Source organism: Erwinia sp. E602 (assembly GCF_018141005.1).
Classification (GTDB): Bacteria; Pseudomonadota; Gammaproteobacteria; order Enterobacterales; family Enterobacteriaceae; genus Erwinia.
In genome coordinates this window covers 1,720,649-1,745,377 of the sequence record NZ_CP046582.1, presented here as the reverse complement: position 1 = coordinate 1,745,377, position 24,729 = coordinate 1,720,649, and the positions used below count along the sequence as shown (strand labels likewise).

The window sequence follows — 24,729 nt, the reverse complement described above, 5'->3', positions numbered from 1 at the left end:
GGGCGACGATGGCGGTATGCCACCTGTCTCAGCCCCTTAACGCACCGGTTCCGGCGTAAACAGCGGCACCGGCTGGCCGCTGATATAGCGTTTGCGCAGCTTCGCGGAGAGGGTGTCCATGGTCATCACCACCACCACCAGAATCAGGGTGATAAACATCACCACGTCCCAGTTCCACAGGCGCATATTCTCAGCGTAGATCAGGCCAACACCGCCCGCGCCGACAAAGCCGAGCACCGCCGCCGAGCGGGTGTTGGACTCGATCTGATACAGGCTTAGCGCCAGGAAGGCGGGGAACGACTGCGTGAATATGCCGTAGCGATGCTTCTGCAGCGCGTTGGCTCCCACCGCGTTCAGCCCGCGTCCCGGCGAGCGATCCACCGCTTCGTGGCCTTCGGCGTAAAGTTTACCCAACAGCCCGACGTCCTGCATCACGATCGCCAGCACCCCGGCCAGCGGCCCCATGCCCACCGCGCGCACGAAGATTAGCCCCCAGATCGCCATATCAATGCCGCGCATCACGTCCAGCAGACGGCGGATGACCAGCGCCAGCGGACGCAGCAGCGGCCCGGTCATCACGTTACGCGCCGCCAGGAACGACAGCGGCAGCGCCAGCAGCGTGGCGGTAATGGTGCCGGCAAACACGATAGCAATGGTGATAAAGATCTGCGTAAAGTAGTAGGCGAACGGCCAGCTGGCCACGTCATGCCAGACAAACATGCGCAGGAAGTAGTGGCCCAGCTGGGTCATTCCCACCGTCAGCTGCTGCCAGCTGATGCCAAAGGTGACGAAGAACCAGACGTACCACAGCAGGATCGCCGCGGCGATCAGGCCGATGCGCTGCAGATAGCGGCGCTGCAGGGAAAACAGCGCCTGGTGCTGCGCGCGCATGCGCTCCAGCTGTTCCGTACCGATCAGACCGATCATGCTTTGCTCCCTTCCACTACGCGCTGACGCAGACGCCCGGAGAAGGTGTCAAGCAGCGTGACCACCACGATGATCAGCAGCAGCGTCATGCTGACCTGATCGTAGCGATCCAGTTTAATGTTGGTCATCAGCTCCTGGCCGATGCCCCCTGCCCCCACCAGCCCGAGAATGGTCGACTGGCGGAAGTTGATCTCCAGACGCATAAAGCCGTAGGAGAGAAACGCCGGTTTTACCTGCGGCCACAGCGCAAAGCGCATGCGCTGCACGCGGGATGCCCCGCACGCCGCCAGCCCGCGCACCGGCTTGTCGGAGGCACTTTCAATCGCCTCATAGAACAGTTTGGTCAGGCTGCCGACGGTGTGCAGCGCCAGCGCCAGGAAACCGGGGATCACCCCGATACCAAAGGCCATCACAAACATTACCGCCCACGCCAGCTCCGGCATGGTGCGTAAGAAGGCCACCAGCGAGCGGATGGCGAAGCTGACGCCGCGCGGCGTGCCGGTATTGTTGGCCGCCAGAAAGCCGAGCACTGCGGCAATCATCACCGACAGCAGGGTGGCACCGAGCGCCAGCTGCAGCGTTTCCCAGATCAGCGGCAGCTGGATGTGCAGGCGGTAGCCCCAGTACGCCAGCGATCCTTCGGTGTGGCCGTCGGCAAACAGCAGCGCGACGTTCAGTCGCGGAATGGTTTCGGCCAGGTAGTCGAAGAAGTTGGGCAGCGAGACCCAGATGGTGTGCAGATTAAATTCGGCCATATAACCGGAGGCCAGATAAAGCACCACCAGCACCAGCGACCACAGCAGCGTGTCGCGCTTTTGCCGGCCGCGCACCTGCTGGTAATAACGCTCGAAGTCGGGATTTGTCATGGGTAACCCTGAGAAAAGGGCCGGAGATCCGGCCCCTGAATGCAGAAGGTAAGGCGGTGATTAACGGGCTTTGGTCAGCTCACGCTTCATGTCGATCACGGTCTGGTAGTCGGCCACGGTCGCTTCACCAATGTGCTGGGCACCGCCGACGGCTTTCACGAAGCAGCTGTGGTTCTCTTTATCCAGCTTCTTAATCGCGGTGATCAGCTTCGCCTTGAAATCGGCCGGCAGTTTGTTGCTGACCAGGATCGGGCCGTTGGGGATCAGCGGCGACTGCCAGATGATGCGTACTTTTTTCATCAGGTCCGGCTGGCCGGCGCGGATCATACGGGTGAAGGCGCCGCTGGTGTAGCCGGTGTTGTGGTCACCAATCATTGAGGCCCAGGTGACCGCACCGTCGAACTGGCCGTTCAGCACGCCCAGTACGTCCTGCTCGTGGCCGCCGGAGAAGGTGACGCTGGAGAAGAAGCCGTTGTATTTGTCGTCAACCGTGCCGCCGAACAGCTTTTTGAAGCTCTGGTTCGGGAACAGGAAGCCGGAGGTAGAGTCCGGGTCAGCCATACCAAAGGCTTTGCCCTTCAGGTCTTCCAGCTTCTGGTACGGGCTGTCGGCCTTGACCACCACTACGGAGTGGTAGCCGCGCGATTGGTCCTTGTCATCCACCACGATGCCGACCACGTCCACCGCTTTCGGGTCGTTGATATAGACCGAGGCAAAGGAGGAAGGTGACATGCTCAGCACCATATCCACTTTGCCGCCGATCAGTCCCTGGATGACGCCAGAGTAGTCGGACGAGTTGCGCAGTTTGGTGTCAACGCTCAGCTCTTTGTCGAAGAAATCTTTCACACACTGGTTATCACCGATCTGCTGGGTGGCGTTTTGCCCGCCCAGAATGCCCAGATTCAGCTCCTTTGGCGCATCGGCAGCACTGACGTTAGCGGACAGGGTGCTGATTACTGCGGCGGCGACGAAGATTTTTTTCATTGCTGTGTTCCGTATCCCAAAAGGTGTTAGTGAGGTTGGTTCAGTTCTTCGCCATACAGGGTATGGAGAAGGTCGTCGTTCAGCTGTGACGGGTGTCCGTCGAAAACAATGCGTCCTTTGGCGATGCCAATGGCGCGGGTGCAGTACTCTCTGACCAGTTCGACCGAGTGCAGGTTGACCATGACGCTGATGCCGTTTTCACTGACCTGGCGCAGGACGTCCATGATGCGGCGGGTGTTTTTCGGATCGAGCGAGGCGACCGGTTCGTCGGCCAGCAGTATTTTGGGGTTTTGCATCAGCGCCCGGCAGATCGCCACGCGCTGCATCTGGCCGCCGGAGAGGTTTTCCGCGCGCTGCAGCGCCTGCGGCAGCATGTTGAGCCATTCGAGCAGGCCGATGGCGCGGGCGCGGTCGGCGTCCGGGAAGACTTTGAAGAATGATTTGAGCGTGGAGGTCTGGCTGAGGCGGCCAAGCAGAACATTGGTCAGCACGTCAAGGCGCGGGACCAGGCAGAAGTCCTGGAAGATCATGCCGCATTCGCTGCGCCACTGGCGCATTTGCCTGGCGTTCAGCTCAACGATGTTCTGCTGCTGGCCGTTGTCCTGGAAGTTGACGATTTCGCCTTCGCTGGCCGGGAGGGTGCCGTTGAGGACGTGCAGCAGGGTTGATTTTCCGGCACCGGAGCGGCCGATGACCGCAACCAGTTCACCGGCGTGCAGGTCGAAGTTGATGTCGTGCAGGACGCGGGTTTGCGTGCCGTAGGCTTTGCCGAGTCCGTTTACTGCCAGCACTTTGGCCCTGGCTGCCGTGTGCGGGGCCGAGTTGTGCTGGTGGGCAATTTTTAACAGTGCCTGTGCCATAGTGTTACCGTCGTTGATCCGGCGGGTGCCGTGGTGCGCCCTATTAAGGGTTAGCGCGATGACGATTTAATGACGGGGAAGTGATGGAAAAAAGACAGCCGGGCATTATGGGGGGCCCGAGGCCAAAGGTGGCTTCTGGTTTCGGTGCCTGGCATGTCAGGGTGTGGCTTTGCGGCCGCTGGTCGCTTCAGGTTTTGGTGCCTGGCCAGTCAGGGTGTGGCTTCCGGGCCGCTGGTCGCTTCGGGTTTTGGTGCCTGGCCTGTCAGGGTGTGGCTTCCGGGCCGCTGGTCGCTTCGGGTTTTGGTGCCTGGCCTGTCAGGGTGTGGCTTCCGGGCCGCTGGTCGCTTCGGGTTCCGGTGCCCGGCTAATCGGGGTTTATCCGGAACGCGGACACGCCAGTAACGTCCCTGGGCTCTGCCGGGCACGTCCCTGTGCCCGAAGGTCCGCTTATCCGGATAAACCCCGATTGCCTGTTATTTTCTGCGTCGCTGTTTTAAAACCAGACAAAAAAATCAAATAAACCAAATCAGACCAAATCAGACCAAATCAGACCAAATCAGACCAAATCAGACAGATTCCACTACTTAATCTTCGGTATTCTGCCGAAAAACGATGCCCTTAACAGCAACGCAGTAGCTGACAGGGAGGCCGCGGGTGAAAAGGTTAGCCGGGCGTGCGGCGCAGGGAGCGCCGCCCGAGCTTACATGGACGTACTTGCAGCGTCCCGGCGTTCTTTTCGCCCGCGGCCGAACCCGTCACCAGAGCGAAAAGCTACGCCCTTAAACAGCAACGCAGTAGCCGACAGGGAGGCCGCGGGTGAAAAGGTTAGCCGGGCGTGCGGCGCAGGGAGCGCCGCCCGAGCTTACAGGGACGTACTTGCAGCGTCCCGGCGTTCTTTTCGCCCACGGCCGAACCCACCACCAGAACAGGAAGCTGCGCCTTTAAGACAGCAACGCAACAGCCCACCCTGCCATCAGAGCAAAAAGCCACGCCTTTAAGACAGCAACTCAACAGCCAACAGGGAGGACGCGGGTGAAAAGGTTAGCCGGGCGTGCAGGTTACTCGCTGCGTTCTATCTTCTTTGCTGCGTCGTCCAGCGCGTCAACGATCGCATACAGCGTCTGCCGGGAGATGCCCGGCTGCGCCAGACGGCCGTTCAGCGCCGTTTTGAAATTGTGGATCGCCCGCTCTATCTCCGGCAGGCAGCGGTTGTGCACCAGCACCGCCAGCGACGCCAGCCGCTGCATCGCCTGCGCCAGCAGCGGTGCCTGCTGCTGCAGCGTGGCCTGGCCCTCCGGCAGTAAGCGGTAGGCTTTACGCGCCGCCTGCGCATCCAGCACCGCGATCTGCTGTGTCTCTTCCAGCAGCGTCAGCGCCGGGTAGATCATGCCGGGGCTGGGGCTGTACTCACCGCCGGAGAGATCTTCAATAGACTTGATCAGCTCATAACCGTGCGCCGGGCTGTGGCTGAGAAAATGCAACACCAGCAGCCGCAGATCGCCAGCGTCGAGCATCTTTTCACGCCGGCGGCGGCGCGGTTCGCCGCAGGAGGATGGCGCATCGACGCCGGGCTGGGGTACAGAGGAGGATTGTTTCATCAGCGGCCTGAGGTAAAAAGCATCAACGTGCCGCCCAGCGCGGGCGGCGTAAACCTTACTTGTTGTGCCAGTATGCCACAGCACGCACGAAGCGTTCATCACAGCCGCGCTGGCCGATAAAGTAATCGCTGAGTTTTTTTACCGCCTCACCCTCCCCGGTAAGCCAGATAAAGTAGTCATCAGACGGGATCGTTACCGTATCCAGGGTGTTAATCAACGTATCGATGTGTGGGCCCTGCATATGGCCGCTGCCCAGCCAGTGAACGTGCAGATCGTTATGCACCTCCAGGTAGGCCGTGCCCGGTGCCGGATCGGCGAAGGCGTACAGGTGGCTCAGCTGCGCGGTCTGGGTCAGATTACGGCGCTTAAAGGCCGGCAGGCCGCTCTCGTCGGTGACGTAAAGCTGGAACCTGTAATCTTCCGGTACCACCAGCGAACCGCGCGGGCCGCCAATGGCCAGCGCATCACCGATCTGCGCCCTGTCCGCCCAGCCGCTGGCAACGCCGCCGTCGTGAATATAAAAATCGAGGGTCAGGGTTTGCTGCTCCGCGTCAAAAAACAGCGGTGTATAGTCGCGCGAGACCGGACGGGCGCCCTCTTTCCACACCACGCCGTCGGCCGTAACCTCTGGCAATGACAGTATGCCGCTGGCGGCATCCGGGAAAAATACCTTGATATGGTCGTCAAAGCCTGGCGAGGTGAAACCCGCCAGGTCGGCGCCGCTGAAGTCAATGCGCCAGAAGCTGTCAGCGATGCGGGTTTTTGCGGTGACGGTTAACTGGCGGAAGCGCAGTTCATTACGCACGCGTTCTGGCAACCGGCTGGACGTTTCGGACATGGTGGTTCTCCTGGTAATCGGAAATGGAATGATTCTTATTTGAGAATAAAAATATATCTATGATATATCTTACGCGCAAGCAGCATTTCGCCGGACGCTGGCAGATTTGTTGACAATCCGTGCTTATTCAGCAGCGGTCAGGGGCAACAGCGCTCACCTGCAGCGCGGGCGGCTGGCAGTCGGGGCACAAGCGTTTGCCCGCAGCGCCAGCGGCTGGCAGTCGGGGCACAAGCGTTTGCCCGCAGCGCCAGCGGCTGGCAGCCGGGCAACAGCGCTCACCTGCAGCGCCAGCGGCTGGCAGCCGGGCAACCGGTAACGGCCCCCGCAGCGCTGGCTAACCGCTGCCAGAAAACTGCCGGCAGCATGTGCTGAGCTGGACAGCCATTGCCTCACTCTGCCGGTTTACTTTCCGTGTTATCCCCACTCTCCGCCCTCTCCGCCTGCGGACGGTACTGCCACAGCCAGCGGCCGCTGTCGAGCCGTCGCCAGAAGCAGCGCCCCCGGATCATCCAGTCAATCACCATGCCCAGCCAGATGCCGACCACGCCAAACCCGAGCACGATGCCAAGCAGATAGCCCGCCACGATACGCCCGCCCCACATGCTGAGCAGCGACACCCACATGGTGTAACGGGCGTCACGTGCGCCTTTAAGCCCGGCGGGCAAGACCCACGAGGCCGCCCAGAATGGCATGAAGGCGGCGTTAAGCCAGACCAGCGTTTTGACCACCTCGATCACCGCCGGGTCTTCGGTATAGAACGCGGCGAGCACACCGGCAAACGGCACCGTCAGGAAGGCCAGCAGGGAGAGCGCGATGGTGGACATCCAGAAAATATGCCGCAGCTGGCGCTCCGGCTGTAGCAGCTGGCCACGGCCAAGCCGCGAGCCGACGATAATGGTGCCCGCCGAGGCCAGCGCATTGCCCGGCAGGTTGATCATCGAGGCGATAGAGAAGGCGATAAAGTTGCCGGCGATCACGTCGGTGCCCATTCCGGCGACAAACACCTGGGTCAGCAGTTTGCCGCCGTTAAACAGCACCGACTCAATGCTGGCCGGTACGCCGATGCCCAGCACCTCGCGCAGGATGCCGATATCCAGACGGCTGAAGTAGCTCTTAAGTGAGATTTTCAGTACCGGCACAAAGCCGATCATCAGCACATAGATCACCGCCGCCGCGCCGATATAGCGTGAGATAGTCAGGCCAAGACCGGCACCGATAAAACCCAGCCCGTCCCACGAGAAGCAGCCGTAGATCAGCACGCTGCTGATGGCGATATTGAGGATGTTCATACCGCCGTTGATCAGCATCGGGATTTTGGTGTTCCCCGCCCCACGCAGCGCGCCGCAGCCGATCAGGGCAATCGCCGCCGCCGGGTAGCTCCAGGCGCTGATCTGCAGATAGGAGAGCGCCATCATCTTGACCTCCGGCTCGGCCGCGCCGGCGATCAGGTCGATGATTTGCGGGCCGATAAACTCAATGGCTATCGCCAGCAGCACCGCAAACAGCGTCATGATCACCAGCGACTGCCGGGTAGCGGCCAGCGCCCGTTCGCGTTTGAGTTTGCCGAGGCTGAAGGCCACCACCACCGTGGTGCCGAGGTCAATAGCCGCAAAGAAGGAGATCACCACCATGTTGAAGCTGTCGGCCAGCCCGACCCCGGCCATTGCCTCCTTGCCCAGCCAGCTGACCAGGAAGGTGCTGAGCACACCCATCAGCAGCACACACAGGTTCTCAAAGAAAATCGGCACGGCCAGCGGCGTAATTTCACGCCAGAACAGCACCCGATAAGAGCGTCTTTTCGGGTACCACGCGCTGCGCCTGACGGCCTGCAGCAGCGAGTCGGTGAGTTTTTGCACGGTTGTACCAGCTAATAATTAGCAATCGAAGGAAGGATCACAGATATGATGGTAAAGCGTGCCGGATTATGCAAAATCTTTTTTGTTACACCAGCGCTTTCCCCAGGTGATCCTCAAGCACCCGCAACGGCGCGTTATCCGCCTGCTGCATATCCGCTACCGCCAGTAAAAACGTCTGCTCCAGCAGATATTGCCCGGCCATCGCCGCGTGGGGTGTCTGGTCGGAGAAACAGATCCAGCTGCTGCCCGCCGGAGGGCAGCACCGCTGTAAAAGCTAAACGCTGGCCCTGCGCAAGGGCCAGCGTAGCGCGGGCAGCCGGGTACCCGTCAGCCTGACGGCGAGATCCGGAAACGCGTCCGGTTAAAACAGACAGGCCGGGTTAGCCGTTATCACTGGATCTGACTCATCATTCGAATCACGGTTATCAACCGATGCCAGCTAGCGCACCCAGCGGCCGCGAATCGGCCGGGCGAAATACGCCAGCACCGCAATCATGCAGATCTCAATCGACACCGACCAATAGATATGGCCGAGGATTTCGCTGCTCAGCTCGGCCGCGTTCAGGTGCCATAGCCAGCCGGTAGCGCCGTCCGCGTAGACCGGGTTGCGGAAGCCGAGCACAGGTATCAGCAGGCCATGCATCACCACCGTGATGATTACGCCATACAGCGCGCCGAACCCCAGGCGGATTTTCGGCCAGTACACGGAGCCGACCACATAGACCAGCGCAAAGGCAAAGCTGAACAGCCAGTGGTAGAGCGTTACCGCGCCGGGCACGTTGATGCCCTGATAGAGGTAGTCCAGCGAGTGGGAGTTGATCCCCAGCCAGCCCAGCCAGGCATCAATATGCGCGCCGGGCGGCGAAATCTCACCGGCCATACGCGGCGGCATATTCACTTCCGAACCCCATTTCACCAGCGAACTGATAAATCCGCCGACCAGCGTGGTCCAGAGGATGACCTGACGGTTAGTTTTTATTTGCAGCATTGCATACCCTTTATGAGATGAAAAATAAGTTTCACTCATGCTAACGCGGGCAGTCAGAGGCCATATTGACCCACGTCAACGCCGCTTTCTGCACGGATTAAGACAACAGGAAACGCCCGACGTCTGACCGCCGGGCAGGCATTTTTGAACGCGGCTGTCAGACAATGGCCAGGAAGATGCAGACAGAAACTGGCGATTGTTTGCGCATTAATCTGCCCAAAAAAAACCAACCATTGACGAGAAGTTCAGCTGACGCTGGCTAAGGTACATGGACATCAACCCAGGGAGGAAACAGAACTATGAACAGTATCGTCAGGGGAGTGCTGAGTGCCGCAATGCTGATGATCCTCAGCGTATTCAGCAACGTGACTTTCGCGTACCAGGCAGAGGCGCAACTGGCTGAAACCAATCAGACGTCTTTGCCCCATCAGAGCATTGCCAGCGAAGGGACGGTGACCGTTGGCGGGAACAAGATTCCCTACCTGGCTGAAACCGGTCTGATGAACCTCAACACCAGAGATGTGCAGGAACCGGTTATCAGCCTGTTTTATGTCGCCTACTTTAAGAAGATTCAGCAAGGCGATCGTATCCGCCCGATCACCTTCATCTATAATGGCGGACCGGGATCCGCTTCTGTCTGGCTGCATATGGCAGCACTGGGGCCGAAGCGGGTAGCGCTCATTCCCCCACAAACAAATCAGCTCACATCAATGCCGTTAAAGGACAACGCTTTCAGCTTGCTGGACGTCAGCGATTTAGTTTTCATTGACGCACCCGGCACGGGTTACAGCCGTTTCATAAGCAATGCCGGCAGCGCAGAGGAACGGGCACAACAGAAAGCAGACAGTACGAAAAGCGTTTACAGTATCAGGGGCGATGCGGGAGCTTTTACCCAGTTTATCGTGCAGTTTCTTACCACTTACCAGCGCTGGGACGCGCCGAAATATCTGCTTGGCGAAAGCTATGGTACAACGCGAACCATAGCGCTGACACAGGAGTTGAAGAAACGGGAAATCGATGTAAATGGCATCATCCTGCTATCAGCCTTTCTTAACTTCAATATCACTAATAATGATGCGGGGAATAATCCCGGCATCGATCAGAGCTACTTCCTGACGCTACCGAGCTATGCGGCCACCGCATGGTACTATCACCGGCTGGCAGCCGGTTTCCAGAGCTTGCCTGACCTGCTGCAACAGGTTGAGACGTTTGCCAATGGCCCTTATGCGCAGGCGCTGATACAGGGCAACGCGTTAAAAAAGGCAGATCGCCTGCAAATCGCACGCCAGCTCTCGCAGTTTACGGCTATTCCGGCAGATGTCTGGCTGCGGGCTAATCTGCGGCTCAGCGCGGATGCCTTCGCCAAACGGCTGTTGCAGGACCGTGGTCAGGTGGTGAGCAAATTCGATACCCGCTACAGCAATCCAGAGATTGATTTTCTTAACGCGCCAGAAGACTATGATCCCTTGCAAAATACCCTGGCCCCCTCGCTGGTTGCGCAGTTTCACCGCTATCTGCAAAGTAGCCTGCGCTGGCAAAGTGACGAAGATTATTACGCCAGTAATGATGCGTTCTGGTACTGGAATTTGAACAGCGAGAGGGGCGTTGGCCGCTTTAATCTGTTACCGGATCTGGCGCAGGTGATGAAAATGAATCCAGCAATGAGGGTGCTGGTGGTGGGGGGAATTTATGACCTGTCGACGCCGTGGTATGTCGCCCGTTACGACATGATGCATCTGCCTGTGCCTGACAGCCTGATGAAAAACATCTCTTATTCTGCCGGTGAAACCGGGCATCTGCCCTACGCTGATGAAGCCGGGCTAAAGAAATTACACGCCGATATCAGCGCCTTTATCGGCAATACAGGCAGCTGAGGCCCGATAAATACCCTGACGTACAGTGGAGAACGAAACGCAGCCCTGCCTGCACGCCCCGTAGATTCGCAAGGATCCACAGGACGTGCAGCAAGCAGAGGGTTACTCAGGCTTCGGTTCACCCATCGCTTTCAGTTTTTTCGACAGGTCACGACGCTCTTTCGACAGGTCGGCGTTTTTGATGATGTAGTCATCAACGCGATCTTCGTAATCCACACGCATGCTGGCGATGATCTCCTGAATGGCTTCCACGCTCATGCCCGGTTTGATGTACTCGCTCAGGTTGTCGAGCAGCAGCACGCGCTTCTGGTTATCACGAATTTTTTTCTCGTTATCGTGAATTTCACGCTGCAGTTTGTTCTTGCGGCGGAACATCCGTACGAACTCAAGTACGTCCTGAAACGATTGCTTTGCATTTTCCATGAAGACACCTTTCATTTGGGCCTGTAATCACAGGCAACATTATCGTGACCAATACCCAGGCTGAGCGCTGTTGGGTACCTCAGCTTAGCGGCGCACCGCTGCCGATGGCAATTATCACTTTGCAGAATCGGATAGCGCTTATCTTACCCTGAAGACGTTATTCTCGCAGTAAGTACTTGCTGAATCGTTTTTATTTTCGCATCGCCAGGCGGATCAGTTCGGCCAGCCGCTCCAGCTGACGGGCCATTTCCAGGCTTAACCACAGGTAACCGTAGATCGGCGTTTCCACCCGCGGGTCGTTGCCTGAGTCGGCGATCAGCTGGCGCAGTTCGGCGCTGATTTCCGCCAGCGCTTCCCCGCTGAGGGCAATTTTTTCACCGTTACCGTCGATCAGCGCGCGGGAGAGCGCGCGCAGCGTCTCTTCGCTGGTCTGCTGCCAGCGCCGCAGCGCCGGGGCATGCAGCATAATCAGATGGCTTTCACGTGACGACCACCAGGCGTTGAGCTGCAGCTCAAGGGTGCAGACCAGGTTGCGGTTCTGCGTCTGGATGGCTTCAAACACCGAACGCGGAATGCGCGTCTCTTTGCTGGCCGGCTCCAGCAGCGCGCGCATTTTTACCACCTTGCCCAGCAGGCGCTGCAGTGGCCGGTTCAGCCGCGGCTGCTGCACCTGGTTGGGCGTAAACCCGGCGTGGTAGAGTTTGGCGGTCTCCAGCAGCGCGTCCGAGAGCTGAATGCGCCAGTGGGTCCAGGCCTTCTGCGGCCAGATGCTGGTAAACAGCAGCGCCAGCAGGCTGCCGAGGATCACATCACCGCCGCGCCACAGCGCGCTGGTCATATCCCCCGGCCTGCCGCCGCAGATCACCGCCAGGGTAATGCCGATCAGCAGCGCCATATAGGGGTGTTTACCCAGCGTGTAAAAGCCGCTAATAAACATCACGATCGCGCACCACACCAGCATCACCGGCAGGGAGATCAGCTCCAGCTTTAGCGCAATCAGCCCGGACAGCGAGCCAAATATCGTGCCGCCGATGCGCTGCAGCGCGCGGGGAAACACGCTGCCCCACGATGAGATCGGCCCCATCACCACCACCAGGGTAATCAGCGGCCAGCTGCCTTCGGGGATCTGCAGCAGGCGCACAAACAGAAAGGTAAGGATAAACGCCAGCGCAATGCGGATGCCGTGCACGGTACGGTAATTGCGGTAAACGCTGAACTGCAGGGCCGAAACCGGCTGGTCGGGTCGCACGTCTGGCTCCATAAAACCAAGAGAATGGCGCGACATGATAACCGAAACGCCGCGCCTGAACAGGCGCCGGCGGCGGATTTTTGGCGGAATTTCAGCCCGCCGGGCAGAAAAAACCATCGCAGCGGCGGGTGATAACAGAAACGTTACCACCACGTACCATCGGATTGATTTTATTAACGTTAAATCAACATAATACCGGTAAACACCTCAGCCCTGACCACCTGGCGACCTGAACAGGGCGGCGATGGCGGCGCGCAGGTAGTCCAGCAGCGCCGGCGTCAGCCAGGTGCCCTCAGTCAGCGACGGCTGCTGCTCCATTGCGGTACGGATCTTCTGCTGCGTGGCCGGGTTATCCCCCGCCCAGGAGTGAAACAGCTCCAGCCAGCGGCGGGCCAGCGCTGCCGCCTGCGGCGACTCTGCCGCCACCTGCTGCTCCATCGCCGTTTTAAAACGGGCAATCAGTTCAGGCCACTCGTTGATACGGTCAAAATAGTGCGCACGAACATAGGCGTATTCATTGTCATCCAGATAGCGGCGGTAGATCTGCAGCTTGCTCTCGGCAAACGCCCGGGTGATATACGCGGCGATCGCCGGAGTCACGCCGCTCAGCTCGCGCATCGCCGGCTGCTCCTCGTGCATCGCGTTCAGCTTCGCGAGAAACTGCGGGTTGCCGCCGGTATCACGCTCCAGGCAGCGCATCCAGCGGCGCGCCAGCTGCTGCGCATCGTCGGCTTCCGCTGCAACGCCCGCCGCCATCAGCGTCTGTACCTGCCCGGTCATCTCGCGCCACTCGGCTTCACGGGCCGCATCGGGCTGGCAGAACGGCAGCTGGTGCAGCTCATCAGCGGTAAAATAGTTGTCGTACATAGTCATCATCTCCAGCGTGGTCAGCCAGTCGTTAAGCTCCGGATCTTCACCCGCCTGCAGCTGCTGGTGCAGCGTCAGCAGGCGGCCGCGCAGCGCGGTGATTTCCGCCAGCTGCCGATCCAGCGCCGTGAGTTGCTGAGCAATCAGTGGCGTCAACGCCGATGAGGGCCGATCGAGCACCGCCTGGATCTCCGCCAGCGACACCCCCAGCCGCCGCAGCGCCTGAATGCGGTGCAGGCGGCTGACATCCTCGCGGCTGTAAAGCCGGTAACCGGCCGCGCTGCGCGCGGAAGGCACCAGCAGCGCGATCTGATGGTAGTAGTGCAGCGTGCGGATGGTCAGGCCGGAACGTTTTGCCAGCTCACCGGGTTTAAGTAACATCGTGCTCTCCTGTTATTACCGGGCTAAGGCTAAAGCCTGACGTAGCGTAAGGGTCAAGCACGGCGCTAAAAATGTTGCCAGGAGTGCGCCAGGTGCTGCCGCAGCCGCTCAATAAACAGCCGCACGCGCGGCGGCTGGTGACGGCCGCTCAGCCAGATGGCGTGCAGCGGCGCGGCCGGCAGCGGGTAGTTCTCCAGTACCGGCAGCAGCGCGCCGCTGCGCAGGTCGCCGGCCACGTCCCAGATCGACTTCATGGCGATGCCGGCCCCGTGCAGCGCCAGCGCGTGGGACGCCTCGCCGGTGTTGACCTGCAGGCGGGCGCAGATCGGCACGCTGCGCTGCTGCTCGCCGCTGCCAAAGCGCCACTCGGTGATGCCGGTATCACCGGTAACGATGCACTGATGGGAGCTGAGTTCTTCCAGGGTTTGCGGCAATCCGTGACGGGCGGCATAGGCCGGCGAGGCGCAGAGCACGCGGCGGTTGCCCGCCAGCTCGCGCGCCACCAGCCGTGAGTCGGCCAGCGCGCCGTAGCGGATCGCCAGGTCGTAGCCGCTGGCGGCCAGGTCGATCACCCGATCGCTGAGGTGCAGCTGCACGTTGACGCTGGGGTGATCCAGCATAAAGTCGTTGACGATCGGCGCCAGCCAGATGCGCCCCATGCTGTGGCTGGCGGTGATGCGCAGCGTGCCGCTGGCGCGGTCCAGCCGGTTGGCCAGCGCGTTGTCGATCGCCTCCAGCTCGTGCTGCAAACGCTGCGCGTGTTCGGAGAACACCAGCCCTTCGTCGGTCAGCGACACGTGGCGCGTGGTGCGGTGGAACAGCCGCACGCCGAGCTGCTGCTCCATCTGGGTCAGGCGCTTGCTGACCACCGCCAGCGACAGGCCAAGCTGACGCCCGGCGGCAGAGAGCGACCCGCTGCTGACAATTGCGTTAAACAGGGCGACATCGCGCAGATCTTTCAGCACAGGCAGGTTCACTTGTTGGGGGATGTGTCGGCTATTCTGGCACAGATTGCCTGTGAAATCAGCTGGCTGCAGGATATAAGGATAGTCGTGCGACGTATCTGTATGACGGTGCCGGACAAATAACGATGCTGTCAGACGTGGGCAGCAGCAGGCCAGGGAGCGAACTCTCAGCGTGTTTATCCCGGCAGGTAAATCACATGCAGAGTCAAAAGGGGAAAAAGGTGCTCAATAAACTGATCGACCTGGAGATAAAAACCATCATTTTCAGCAGCAAGGCAGGCAACATCATCGTCATTCTTCTTGCGGCATGTTTTTTCGCTGTTATCTGCTGGAACATCCCTGATAGGCGCTGGCTGGTGATCTTCACTGTAGTACTGATTATCTGGGAGCGAATTTTAATTCTGAAAATTAAAGAATTAAAAAACCATCAGATGACTGAGAAAGTAAGAATATCATCACCGTCCAGGTCTGACTGAGGCATAAGTTCAATCAGGCAACTTATCGGGCCGCGTCCAGCGCGGCCCGACTTATTCTGCTGCCGTTACAGCTTCTGCTTAATATAGTCGGTGATGCGGGTAATAATTCCGGCCTGCTCTACAGGTTGCAGCGTCACCAGCGGATAGCTGGCCAGCTCATTATCGCCCTCCACCAGGCGGATGGTGCCGACCTGTTCGTGCAGCTTCAGCGGCGCTTCCAGGTCTTTGCGGTCGATAACGTACTTCGCCTTCACCTTCTGCACCTCATCGCGCGGTAGGGAGAGATAGACGTCCTTATCGCTGCCCAGTGAAACGCGGTGCGGGTTTCCGTACCAGACGTTCTCGTGGCCGATCTCTTTACCGGCGTGGAACAGCTGCACGGTATCGAAGCTGTTCTGGCCCCAGGTCAGCAGCTTACGCGCCTGCTCTTCACGGCCTTTCGGGCTTTTCCCACCCATAATCACCGCAATCAGGCGGCGCTGCCCCTCGGTGCTGGAGGCGATAATATTAAAGCCGGCGCTTTCGGTGTGGCCGGTTTTCAGGCCGTCGACGTGCAGGGTTTTATCCCACAGCAGGCCGTTGCGGTTCTGCTGGGTGATGCCGTTCCAGCTCAGCGACTTCTCGCTGTACATCTGGTAGAAGTCCGGTTCGCCGCTGATGATCGCGCGCGACAGCACCGCCAGGTCACGCGCGGTGGTGAACTGCCCCGGCGCGTCCAGCCCGTGTACGGTTTCAAAGTGGGTGTTGCTCAGCCCGAGTTTGTCGACGTAGTGGTTCATCATGGTGACAAAGTTTGCCTGACTGCCCGCCACGTAGTCGGCCAGCGCCACGCAGGCGTCGTTGCCGGAGTCGATAATCACCCCACGGCTCAGGTCGCGTACCGAGACCTTTTCGCCGGGTTTAAGGAACATCAGCGACGAGCCTTTAAACACCGGGTTACCGGCCCCCCAGGCATCCTGACCCACGGTGACCATATCATCGCGGGTGATACGCTTCTGATCGATGGCGCGATCGACCACATAGCCGGTCATCAGCTTGGTCAGGCTGGCCGGGTTACGGTGTTCATCAGGATTACCGGCGGTGAGGATCTGCCCGGTGGTGGCGTCCATCAGCACCCAGGAAGCGGCGTCAATCGCCGGTGGCGTCAGGGGAAAGGCCAGCGCGGGTGCGCCGCTATCGGCGTGGGCAACGCTGCTCACCAGCACGGCCACCGTTAAACTTGCTACATGACGCTTCTTCAACACCTTAATCCTCATTGCTCAACAGGTAAAAAACTGCGCCTGTTTTACGGGATCTGGTGTGGCAGTGTGTGTCTTAATTGCAAGAAAATGTGTTTATTCAGCGAATTAGCCGATTTTTATATTCAACAACAGCCTGCATCAGGACGTTGCACAACTTATACCGGTGATTTTGCCGGATTAACTGACAAGGATTTCTTTATACCTCAGGCAAAGCACAGATGCGCGGCAGGCTAAGGGGTTTCGGTAATCCGGAGCTTCGCTCTTGAACAAAACCAACGGAATACCAGGGCGCTGATAACCAGAATGCGTGCGCTCAGCCCGTCGACATCTGAAATTTCGCCCGTGCCGGAATATGGTTTACCATGTAAGAAGCGGTGTTCGATGTCGCTCAGAACCCGATAATTTTTGGTACACGGCTAAACGTGGATTCTGTACACATTGGGTACAAGAAATGGCATGTACCCCCGCGAAAAGCAGCAAATCACTGTCAACGCGTACATAGTAAAAAGGTGGAAGAGTTAGTGTTAACGCTTTCGAATCAACAGGTTATTGAACAAAACTGAACGGATTTAAAATTTGAAGAACGAAACTGCACAGCCTACCTTCCTCTTCCATGATTACGAAACCTTCGGTAAAAGTCCGTCGCTGGACCGCCCTGCGCAGTTTGCGGCGATCCGCACCGATATGGATTTCAACCCGATCGGCGAGCCGGAGGTGTTTTACTGCCGGCCTGCCGACGACTATCTGCCGCAGCCGGAAGCGGTGATGATTACCGGCATCACCCCACAGGTGGCGCGGGCGCGCGGCGTCAGCGAGGCGGAGTTTACCCAGCGCATTCACCAGCTGTTCAGCCAGCCGAATACCTGCGTGGTCGGCTACAACAACGTGCGTTTCGACGACGAAGTGACCCGCAACCTGCTGTACCGCAATTTCTACGATCCGTACGCCTGGAGCTGGCAGCACGGCAACAGCCGCTGGGATCTGCTGGACGTGATGCGCGCCTGCTATGCGCTGCGCCCGGACGGCATCAACTGGCCGGAAAACGATGACGGCTTCCCGAGCTTCCGCCTGGAGCACCTGACCCGCGCCAACGGCGTGGCGCATGAAAATGCCCACGACGCGATGTCCGACGTCTGGGCGACCATCGCCATGGCGAAGCTGGTGAAGGAGAAGCAGCCGCGGCTGTACGATTTCCTGTTCAGCCACCGCAATAAGCAGAAGATCGGCACGCTGATTGATATTCCGCAGATGAAGCCGCTGGTGCATATCTCCGGCATGTTCGGCGCGGCGCGCGGCAATACCAGCTGGGTTGCGCCGCTGGCCTGGCACCCGGATAACCGCAACGCGCTGATCACCTGCGACCTGGCCGGCGATCTCACCCCGCTGCTGGAGCTGGACGCAACACAGCTGCGTGAACGGCTGTATACCCGCCGTGATGAACTAGGTGACCTGACGCCGGTGCCGCTGAAGCTGCTGCATATCAACAAGTGCCCGGTGGTGGCCCCGGCCAATACCCTGCGCCCGGAAGATGCCGAACGGCTGGGGGTGGACCGTCAGCGCTGTCTGGCAAATCTCGCCCTGCTGCGCCAGCACCCGGAAATCCGTGAAAAAGTGGTGGCGCTGTATGCCGAGGCCGAACCGTTTGCCGCTTCAGATGACGTGGATGCGCAGCTGTATAACGGCTTCTTCAGCGATGCCGATCGCCAGGCGATGAACATTATTCGCCAGACGCCCCCTGCCCATCTGCCGGCGCTGGATATCACCTTTAACGACGCGCGCATAGAGAAGCTGCTGTTCCGCTTCCGCGCGCGCAACTTCCCCGGCACGCTGGACGACGCCGAGCAGCAGCGCTGGCTGCAGCACCGCCGCGAAGCGCTCAGCCCGGAGCGGGTACAGCGCTATCTGCAGGAGCTGGAGATGCTGGCCAGCCAGCATGAAGGGGATGAGGCGAAACTGAGTCAACTTAAGGCGCTGTTTGAGTACGGCCGCGAGCTGGTCTCGTAAGCCACAGTGGCTGGAGGCCAGGCAAGTTGGTTAAGACCTGTTTGCCTGCCCTCTCACCGAGCAGTCCACAGTCACTGGCTAGTCTGTCAGTTCTTCACTGGAAAAGTACAGAGTACATCAGAGTTAGGTGAGATAAACTGTTCACTTAAGATAGATAATGTTAGGTCATTAAAAGTGCAGTATGAGTACGTCCGCAAGCTGATTTTGTAACCTGCCACCATTAAACCGCGTTATGAAAAAAACGCCGCAACGTCATTCATTAAGTCTTCAATGCACTGCGGCACGGGGTTAAGCAAGCTTCCGTTGACAATGGCCAGCACACGGAGATCCACAAAAAAGTGATGACGCTGTACGTCGAAGCTGAGCCCTTTTTCGCCTCAGATAATATCGGTGCGCAGCTGTATAGATGCTGGGGAGCCAGTATGAAGGGAATGAGGCGAAAACAGGCCAGTCAAAAGCGATGCCTCTGTATGTCCGCAAGTGTATGTCGTAACCGGCAATGCCTGGCTATTGGTATGGAGAGGCCGGTCGGTTTTTTAGCGTTTTTTGAAAGAATTAAAAAAGGCGTGCTGGTATAAATATCATGATTCTTTTAGCTATTATTAATATCATCAGGTAAAATCATATGTCTTCCGTTTCAAGTTGCTCAGTTTTTCAATCTCGAGAAATTATTAATTCGATTGCTGATAAAGTGAGTAGTAAAAGTCGAGTCTCCACCAATAATCTTCAAAAGCTTTTGAAAACAATTAAAAACACACCTGAAGGCTTTAGTTGTAATGAATATAAAAAAACAAGAGAAAAACTTTACAAGATGGCTGATATTTTGGAGAAACAAAACTCAAAAAAATATGAAAAAAAATCACTTGTTTTAAATAATGCCTGTAATTTGCTGGAAAAAAAACTTTCCCCAGAAGGGATAGCAGATCGTGTTAAAGTCGCGAAGGATAGCTTCACGAAAGAAATTAATGAAGCAGTGAAAACCATCAAAAACAAAATGGAAGTGATAAAGGGAAAAGCAAATTCATTTGAAGAAGAATTAAATAAAACCATCGAAAGCCTTCCTTCAAAAGAAAGTAAAGAAGAAGCAATAAAAAATATCAATAAAAGAAGTCTCAGTATTTTCAGGGAAAATTCAGCCACAACTCGCAGGTTATTCCCATCAACACTGGTCAAAGTTGAGAGGGAGTATTCACTCCAAAACCAGAGACATAATCACCGTGATTTAAATAAATGGACATCAATTCCGCATATATCAGAACAATTAAAGGATGCGAAAAATCTCTTGAATAAGGCTGAAGGATATATATCTGACTCAAGAAATCTGGAGTTTAATCAACCTGATGAAGTTGGCCGATTTGATCGTACCACACACCAAACCGACCTGGTTAAGTTTGCGGCAGAAATTAATGACCATGTTAATAATTTAGACTATCCCAATGTAAAGTTCTGAAAAAACAAGTCAGATAAACTGTTCACAATAATGCCCGGTCATTAAAAGTGCGGTTTGACCCGCAAACTGGTTTGTAACCTGGCACCATCACACCGCGTTATAAAAAGACCGCAACGTCATTCGTTGCGGCTTTTTTTATTTTCTTAGGTCACCGGGCTGAATCCGGCGATAGACCGAAGAGCATTTTTTTACATCAAATATTCACTACACTGCGGCACCGGGTTACGGAAGTTGCGGGTGACAAAGGCCAGGTAGATCAAATCAACCGCGCCCCGGATCAGGCCGAGCACCATTGAGCTCTCCTCCGGGTTAACCCACAGCGCCCAGGGTCAGCGCATCGAGCAGCGGCAGGATCAGAAAGGTGACGTTGTCTTTCAGCGTCTTATTATGCTTTTCACGGATCCAGAACTGCGAAATCACCGACAAATAAAGCAGCTGAAACTGCTGACCAGCAACCACCAGGAAGACCAGAATAAAAATGCTCAGTCAAAAGCGCTGTTTTAGAATACCCGCAAGTGGGTGTCATAAGCCACAATGGCTGGCTAACATGTGCCGTGGATCCGGCCAGCTTGCCTGGTCTCCCTTACTGAACCGGACATGTTCACTGGCTGTTCTGTCAACTCACAAGAAGGTTGAACCAGATAAATTAGGGTCACAGGAATGATGAGTGGATGAGCTCTCTATGTTTTAAAATATCCGACAATGTTAAACCATACGACTTAAATGTCGTTTTTTGATAGACGAAAAAATAAAATCAGTATAAATTGCAACCGTTTTCAGAGTTGATTAACAACATCCCTGGGAAATAGAAATCAACCCAAAAACCCATCATAATTACGGTGCTTTAGTCTAGAAAAAATAAAAAAAAGATAAATCAAGAAAAGTCTATTATTTAAGACTCGTTACCCTAGTATATAAAAATACTTATTGCCTATGATTTAACAATTCACCAGGAACCTTATGAACAACATATCACTATATTTCAAGGCTAAATATATCAATAGTGCAACTGCAGCTGTTGAGTTAGCCAAAAACAAGCCTTCTGAAAAAAATATCAAATTTGCAGAAAAAATATTAAGTGTTAAAATGGCTGCTGCAGATATATTGCTGGAAAGATCATCTGGTTGCAAAGGTTTTCACCAGATAAAAGCAGAAAAATACAGCTCATTGCTAAAGTGCATTGAATCATTGAAAAGTAATCAATTTCATGACACTTCCATTTCGAGCATTGTAAAATCATTACCAGAGAAACCCGAAAAATTACAACCCCCAGAAATAAAAGACTTTAGCGATAAAATGCTTTATAAATATGATCTCTCTGGTAAAGACTTGAGAGATTGTAATTTTCACAATGCAAATAAGTCAGGATGCATTATTGAAAGATTTAATAAGGAAGCTGATGACTTCTCTGGTTCATATATAGATGGGGTCGATTTAAGCAATACCCTTTTCACCTCTGTTAGTTTCTCTAACGCAAGCCTTATTGGCACAAAAGTAATCGCTAATTCAGCAGATTACTCTGGTTCAAAACTTGACAATGCAACTATTTCCTTCGATCTACCCGATCGATGGTGTGATTATGACATAGATGTCCTATTAAATGACTTGAATAATGACAGTACACTCTTTCATACAATTAGCACTATAAGTGATAATTATTCCGACCTCAAGACGACTCTTATGGAAAAAATTGTGAGATCTATTGAAGATAGCAATCTCGATATCAATCCAGCCTCTTTCCCAAGAGCATCGTTATTAAAAAACATTAACTCAAAAAATTATTATATGAAAAGTGATATAATAAAAAACTTCACTACAAAAGTAGTAAGTAGTGAATTGCAAAATGCTAATGATAAGATTACCCTGAAAAAATTATCACCAGAAGCTTTATCTCTTTGTGTAAAAACTATCGCTCAAACCACCAATGATGCAGAATTTCATAAACACACCATTGGCAACAATGGTTCTTTTATTCAATTAATGGTACTCAGCAATCATAATGATAATTTAGAACTTCAGAATCAGGCCAGATCGCTGTATAGTACATATCTTAGTATGGATGAAGTTAAACCTTTTGTCGAAAAAGAAGAATTCGGTAATGGTGAAAAAGAACCAGACTGGTCTGATAAAAGCAGCCTGAATTATATTCTAATTAATAATAACAAGGCTATGATTATTGATCAAAACAATATAAGTAAAATGTTACATCTTGAGAAAACCGCAACCAATGTACAATGGGATCATTTTTATCTTTACGATAATAATGAATGTCAGGCTGCAGGCGATATTAATCAAAAAGAACTGTTTGGTAATGATTTCAAGATATTTGAGGACAGCTACACCTATGACCTCAATCATTCCAGTATTTTTAATTTATTATCGACTCTGAATCTATCTGATTATCATGATCGGTTTAAATCAGTTTTGTCGGGTGAAACTGTGCCTGCTGAACTTAAGTTGGTTAGAACTGATGATCAATTGAAGCTTAATGATATATTCGCAAAAATATTGACTCGCCCAAATGATAGTGCAAAAGAAACTATGCTTATAACAGAGCACTATGAAAAACTAATTTCTGCATTCGATCTCGACTCAAAAAACAACACCGTCAAATCTCAAACTTTACTCAGTCTTGCAGCAATGTTTTCCAGATATTCATCAAGCTCAGTTTTTGGTACAGAAAGTGAATCTCCTCAGGTATTGAGGGATTATGCCTATGCTTTGATGAGCAAAGCAAATGAATTAAACCCAGAAGTAACAGGTGGTAATTTCAATGATTGGAAAAACAGACTACTTGGATTGAACGATGCATTCACTTGTACGGCCATACTTGCTTCAATAATGACTGAACATGCAAAAGCAAGTTTCAATGAAGTTATATCTAAAATAATCCCACCTGTTTGGGCATAAGTCACCTTACCTCAAAATAACTTTATGGTCATGAAAAACGTGACCATAAAGAATTTTGCCCATTAATTTATATACTTTATAAGCCAGTTAACAGCTCATGATGATTATGAGTTAGAGGAAAAACATCAGGAAATCGGACAATACGTTATTTATTAAAAAGGGTACCTGAATCGTAGGCCAGCCAACGCAAAGTAGCATAAAAAAATCCGTAATCACTGGAAGATTACGGATTTTTGTACAACAGCACGATCGTTTAGTCAGGAATTACCCGTCTCAGACAATTACATCAAATCTTCACTGCACTGCGGCACCGGGTTACGGAAGCTGCGGGTGACAAAGGCCAGGTAGATCAGGCCAACCGCGCCCCAGATCAGGCCGAGCACCATCGAGCTCTCCTCCAGATTAACCCACAGCGCGCCCACGGTCAGCGCACCGAGCAGCGGCAGGATCAGGAAGGTGACGTTGTCCTTCAGCGTTTTGTTACGCTTTTCACGGATCCAGAACTGCGAAATCACCGACAGGTTAACGAAGGTAAACGCCACCAGCGCACCGAAGTTAATCAGCGCGGTGGCGGTGACCAGGTCCATGCTGATCGACAGCAGCGCGATCGCACCCACCAGCAGCACGTTCAGCGACGGGGTGCGCCACTTCGGATGAATGTAGCCGAAGAAACGCTCCGGGAACACGCCGTCACGGCCCATCACGTACATCAGACGCGAAACGCCCGCGTGGGCGGCCATGCCGGAGGCCAGCACGGTGACGCAGGAGAAGATCAGAATGCCGAACTGGAAGGCTTTACCCGCCACGTAGAGCATGATTTCTGGCTGCGACGCGTCCGGATCCTTGAAGCGTGAGATATCCGGGAAGTAGAGCTGCAGGAAGTAGGAGACCACCACAAAGATCACCCCACCAATCAGCGCGGTGAGGAAGATGGCTTTCGGGATCACCCGTCCAGCGTCTTTGGTCTCTTCCGACAGCGAACTGATGCCGTCAAAGCCGAGGAACGAGAAGCAGAGTATCGTCGCCCCGGTGATCATCGGCACCACGTGTGCGTTCTCCGACCAGAACGGCTTAGTGCTGACCAGCGTACCGGCCCCTTCGCCGTGCGCCACGCCCCAGACCACCATCGCCATAATGGCGACCATGACCGCGACCTGCAGCACCACGATAACGCTGTTAAAGTTGGCGACGGTTTTAATGCCCTTCAGGTTAGAGAGGGTCATAAAGCCGACCAGCAGAACCACAAAGATCCAGGAAGGGACGCCGGGGACCAGCGCTTCCCAGTAAATCTTCGCCAGCAGAATGTTGATCATCGGCATAAACAGATAATCAAGCAGCGAAGACCAGCCGACCATAAAGCCGACGTGGGGGCTGATCGCCTTCTGTGCGTATGTATACGCCGAACCCGCGGACGGGAAGCGACGCACCAGCTGGCCGTAGCTCAGCGCGGTGAACAGAATAGCAATCAGCGCAAATGCGTATGCGGTAGCCACGTGACCATCGGTCAGGCCGGAAACGATGCCAAAAGTATCGAACAATGTCATAGGCTGCATATAGGCCAGCCCCATCATTACGACAGGCAACAACGTCAGCGTTTTTTTCAGGTGTGCGCGTGGCTGCGCGGAGGTATTAAGCGACATGGCTCAGCCTCCCCATAGCGTCAACCTTGCCGGGTTGAACCACAGGGAAACGTCGCGTAGTGCGCGAGTTTTTCATTTGAGGTGTCAGAGTAGTACGGGCGGGGGTGCAGGTGAAACCTGACGCGGCGCCGTAGTCGTCGCGCTGGCGGATACCGGCGCTGACGGGAGTAAGGTGGTGTTGCCCCATTGTTGTTTCCTCAGTAAAAACACGTCTCTACGCGTATGTAAAAGCGACTATCTATCCGGCATTTAACCGGCCTCGTTTGGTGCGAAATTGCGTTTTCCTGCACAAAAAAAAACCGGCCGCCGGAGTAAATCAGCGTCGGTTGCGA

At 55.2% G+C, this 24,729-nt stretch carries 19 protein-coding genes and 2 pseudogenes; 5 read left to right on the top strand and 16 right to left on the bottom strand.

Annotated elements, in window-relative coordinates:
• Positions 1-36: 36 nt before the first annotated feature.
• From phnE (GKQ23_RS09365) to GKQ23_RS09325, 9 genes and pseudogenes are all read right to left on the bottom strand, one after another.
• Positions 37-927 carry a phosphonate ABC transporter, permease protein PhnE gene (phnE, locus tag GKQ23_RS09365; RefSeq protein ID WP_056233065.1) on the bottom strand — a complete coding sequence of 297 codons (891 nt, stop codon included), beginning with the start codon at positions 925-927 and terminating at the stop codon, positions 37-39.
• Entirely contained in the window at positions 924-1,793 is an 870-nt protein-coding gene (gene phnE, locus GKQ23_RS09360) for a phosphonate ABC transporter, permease protein PhnE (RefSeq protein ID WP_212410548.1), read from the bottom strand. Before phnE (GKQ23_RS09360) ends, phnE (GKQ23_RS09365) begins: the two co-directional genes overlap by 4 nt.
• Before the next feature lie 60 nt (positions 1,794-1,853).
• The gene (gene phnD / locus GKQ23_RS09355) at positions 1,854-2,777 is read right to left on the bottom strand and encodes a phosphonate ABC transporter substrate-binding protein (RefSeq protein WP_101506405.1); all 924 of its coding nucleotides are present in this window, start codon (positions 2,775-2,777) and stop codon (positions 1,854-1,856) included.
• Between the two features lie 26 nt (positions 2,778-2,803).
• A complete protein-coding gene (gene phnC, locus GKQ23_RS09350) occupies positions 2,804-3,637 on the bottom strand; it encodes a phosphonate ABC transporter ATP-binding protein (RefSeq protein ID WP_212410546.1) in 834 nt (277 codons plus the stop codon).
• 1,058 nt (positions 3,638-4,695) lie between these two features.
• Entirely contained in the window at positions 4,696-5,235 is a 540-nt protein-coding gene (locus tag GKQ23_RS09345) for a PadR family transcriptional regulator (protein WP_212410544.1), read from the bottom strand.
• A 55-nt stretch (positions 5,236-5,290) separates the two neighbouring features.
• A complete protein-coding gene (locus tag GKQ23_RS09340; protein WP_212410542.1) occupies positions 5,291-6,073 on the bottom strand; it encodes a siderophore-interacting protein in 783 nt (260 codons plus the stop codon).
• A gap of 389 nt (positions 6,074-6,462) precedes the next feature.
• A complete protein-coding gene (locus GKQ23_RS09335) occupies positions 6,463-7,929 on the bottom strand; it encodes an EmmdR/YeeO family multidrug/toxin efflux MATE transporter (protein ID WP_212410541.1) in 1,467 nt (488 codons plus the stop codon).
• Between the two features lie 85 nt (positions 7,930-8,014).
• Positions 8,015-8,182, bottom strand: a pseudogene (locus GKQ23_RS09330) (Kdo hydroxylase family protein); the annotation flags it as partial.
• Positions 8,183-8,368: 186 nt separating this feature from the next.
• A complete protein-coding gene (locus GKQ23_RS09325) occupies positions 8,369-8,917 on the bottom strand; it encodes a DUF1440 domain-containing protein (protein ID WP_212410539.1) in 549 nt (182 codons plus the stop codon).
• A 299-nt stretch (positions 8,918-9,216) separates the two neighbouring features.
• Between GKQ23_RS09325 and GKQ23_RS09320 the strand changes: the two genes are divergently transcribed.
• Positions 9,217-10,791 carry a S10 family peptidase gene (locus GKQ23_RS09320; protein ID WP_212410537.1) on the top strand — a complete coding sequence of 525 codons (1,575 nt, stop codon included), beginning with the start codon at positions 9,217-9,219 and terminating at the stop codon, positions 10,789-10,791.
• Between the two features lie 102 nt (positions 10,792-10,893).
• Here the strand turns inward: GKQ23_RS09320 and GKQ23_RS09315 are convergent, their stop codons facing one another.
• The 4 genes from GKQ23_RS09315 to GKQ23_RS09300 all read right to left on the bottom strand — a co-directional run bounded on the left by GKQ23_RS09315 (position 10,894) and on the right by GKQ23_RS09300 (position 14,676).
• Complete coding sequence (locus tag GKQ23_RS09315; RefSeq protein ID WP_056233087.1) at positions 10,894-11,214, bottom strand: DUF496 family protein; 321 nt, start codon at positions 11,212-11,214, stop codon at positions 10,894-10,896.
• A gap of 190 nt (positions 11,215-11,404) precedes the next feature.
• Positions 11,405-12,463: an FUSC family protein gene (locus GKQ23_RS09310; RefSeq protein WP_056233471.1), complete on the bottom strand. Its 1,059-nt coding sequence runs from the start codon at positions 12,461-12,463 to the stop codon at positions 11,405-11,407.
• Positions 12,464-12,670: 207 nt separating this feature from the next.
• The gene (locus GKQ23_RS09305) at positions 12,671-13,711 is read right to left on the bottom strand and encodes a MerR family transcriptional regulator (protein WP_212410529.1); all 1,041 of its coding nucleotides are present in this window, start codon (positions 13,709-13,711) and stop codon (positions 12,671-12,673) included.
• A gap of 65 nt (positions 13,712-13,776) precedes the next feature.
• On the bottom strand, positions 13,777-14,676 hold the full coding sequence (locus tag GKQ23_RS09300; protein WP_212410527.1) for a LysR family transcriptional regulator: 900 nt from the start codon (positions 14,674-14,676) through the stop codon (positions 13,777-13,779).
• A 125-nt stretch (positions 14,677-14,801) separates the two neighbouring features.
• Between GKQ23_RS09300 and GKQ23_RS09295 the strand changes: the two genes are divergently transcribed.
• Positions 14,802-15,152 carry a hypothetical protein gene (locus GKQ23_RS09295; protein ID WP_212410526.1) on the top strand — a complete coding sequence of 117 codons (351 nt, stop codon included), beginning with the start codon at positions 14,802-14,804 and terminating at the stop codon, positions 15,150-15,152.
• 65 nt (positions 15,153-15,217) lie between these two features.
• Here GKQ23_RS09295 and dacD read toward each other — a convergent pair whose 3' ends face one another.
• The gene (gene dacD / locus GKQ23_RS09290) at positions 15,218-16,393 is read right to left on the bottom strand and encodes a serine-type D-Ala-D-Ala carboxypeptidase DacD (RefSeq protein ID WP_212410524.1); all 1,176 of its coding nucleotides are present in this window, start codon (positions 16,391-16,393) and stop codon (positions 15,218-15,220) included.
• Between the two features lie 576 nt (positions 16,394-16,969).
• On the opposite strand from dacD, the gene sbcB reads away from it, so the two are divergent.
• The gene (gene sbcB / locus GKQ23_RS09285) at positions 16,970-18,397 is read left to right on the top strand and encodes an exodeoxyribonuclease I (RefSeq protein ID WP_212410522.1); all 1,428 of its coding nucleotides are present in this window, start codon (positions 16,970-16,972) and stop codon (positions 18,395-18,397) included.
• 625 nt (positions 18,398-19,022) lie between these two features.
• Positions 19,023-19,847, top strand: coding sequence for a hypothetical protein (locus GKQ23_RS09280; RefSeq protein ID WP_212410520.1), 825 nt, complete (start codon positions 19,023-19,025; stop codon positions 19,845-19,847).
• Positions 19,848-20,035: 188 nt separating this feature from the next.
• Here the strand turns inward: GKQ23_RS09280 and GKQ23_RS09275 are convergent.
• Positions 20,036-20,288, bottom strand: a pseudogene (locus GKQ23_RS09275) (putrescine/spermidine ABC transporter); the annotation flags it as partial.
• Positions 20,289-20,807: 519 nt separating this feature from the next.
• Here GKQ23_RS09275 and GKQ23_RS09270 point away from each other — a divergent pair.
• On the top strand, positions 20,808-22,757 hold the full coding sequence (locus GKQ23_RS09270; RefSeq protein WP_212410519.1) for a pentapeptide repeat-containing protein: 1,950 nt from the start codon (positions 20,808-20,810) through the stop codon (positions 22,755-22,757).
• Between the two features lie 281 nt (positions 22,758-23,038).
• Here GKQ23_RS09270 and GKQ23_RS09265 read toward each other — a convergent pair whose 3' ends face one another.
• The gene (locus tag GKQ23_RS09265; protein WP_056233212.1) at positions 23,039-24,397 is read right to left on the bottom strand and encodes an APC family permease; all 1,359 of its coding nucleotides are present in this window, start codon (positions 24,395-24,397) and stop codon (positions 23,039-23,041) included.
• Positions 24,398-24,729 lie beyond the last annotated feature (332 nt).

What these genes read in the sequence shown, in the direction of transcription:
- phnE (WP_056233065.1), bottom strand. Translation starts at nt 927, where the DNA reads ATGATCGGTCTGATCGGTACGGAACAGCTGGAGCGCATGCGCGCGCAG.
- phnE (WP_212410548.1), bottom strand. Translation starts at nt 1,793, where the DNA reads ATGACAAATCCCGACTTCGAGCGTTATTACCAGCAGGTGCGCGGCCGG.
- phnD (WP_101506405.1), bottom strand. Translation starts at nt 2,777, where the DNA reads ATGAAAAAAATCTTCGTCGCCGCCGCAGTAATCAGCACCCTGTCCGCT.
- phnC (WP_212410546.1), bottom strand. Translation starts at nt 3,637, where the DNA reads ATGGCACAGGCACTGTTAAAAATTGCCCACCAGCACAACTCGGCCCCG.
- GKQ23_RS09345 (WP_212410544.1), bottom strand. Translation starts at nt 5,235, where the DNA reads ATGAAACAATCCTCCTCTGTACCCCAGCCCGGCGTCGATGCGCCATCC.
- GKQ23_RS09340 (WP_212410542.1), bottom strand. Translation starts at nt 6,073, where the DNA reads ATGTCCGAAACGTCCAGCCGGTTGCCAGAACGCGTGCGTAATGAACTG.
- GKQ23_RS09325 (WP_212410539.1), bottom strand. Translation starts at nt 8,917, where the DNA reads ATGCTGCAAATAAAAACTAACCGTCAGGTCATCCTCTGGACCACGCTG.
- GKQ23_RS09320 (WP_212410537.1), top strand. Translation starts at nt 9,217, where the DNA reads ATGAACAGTATCGTCAGGGGAGTGCTGAGTGCCGCAATGCTGATGATC.
- GKQ23_RS09315 (WP_056233087.1), bottom strand. Translation starts at nt 11,214, where the DNA reads ATGGAAAATGCAAAGCAATCGTTTCAGGACGTACTTGAGTTCGTACGG.
- GKQ23_RS09305 (WP_212410529.1), bottom strand. Translation starts at nt 13,711, where the DNA reads ATGTTACTTAAACCCGGTGAGCTGGCAAAACGTTCCGGCCTGACCATC.
- GKQ23_RS09295 (WP_212410526.1), top strand. Translation starts at nt 14,802, where the DNA reads ATGCTGTCAGACGTGGGCAGCAGCAGGCCAGGGAGCGAACTCTCAGCG.
- GKQ23_RS09280 (WP_212410520.1), top strand. Translation starts at nt 19,023, where the DNA reads ATGTCTTCCGTTTCAAGTTGCTCAGTTTTTCAATCTCGAGAAATTATT.
- GKQ23_RS09270 (WP_212410519.1), top strand. Translation starts at nt 20,808, where the DNA reads ATGAACAACATATCACTATATTTCAAGGCTAAATATATCAATAGTGCA.
- GKQ23_RS09265 (WP_056233212.1), bottom strand. Translation starts at nt 24,397, where the DNA reads ATGTCGCTTAATACCTCCGCGCAGCCACGCGCACACCTGAAAAAAACG.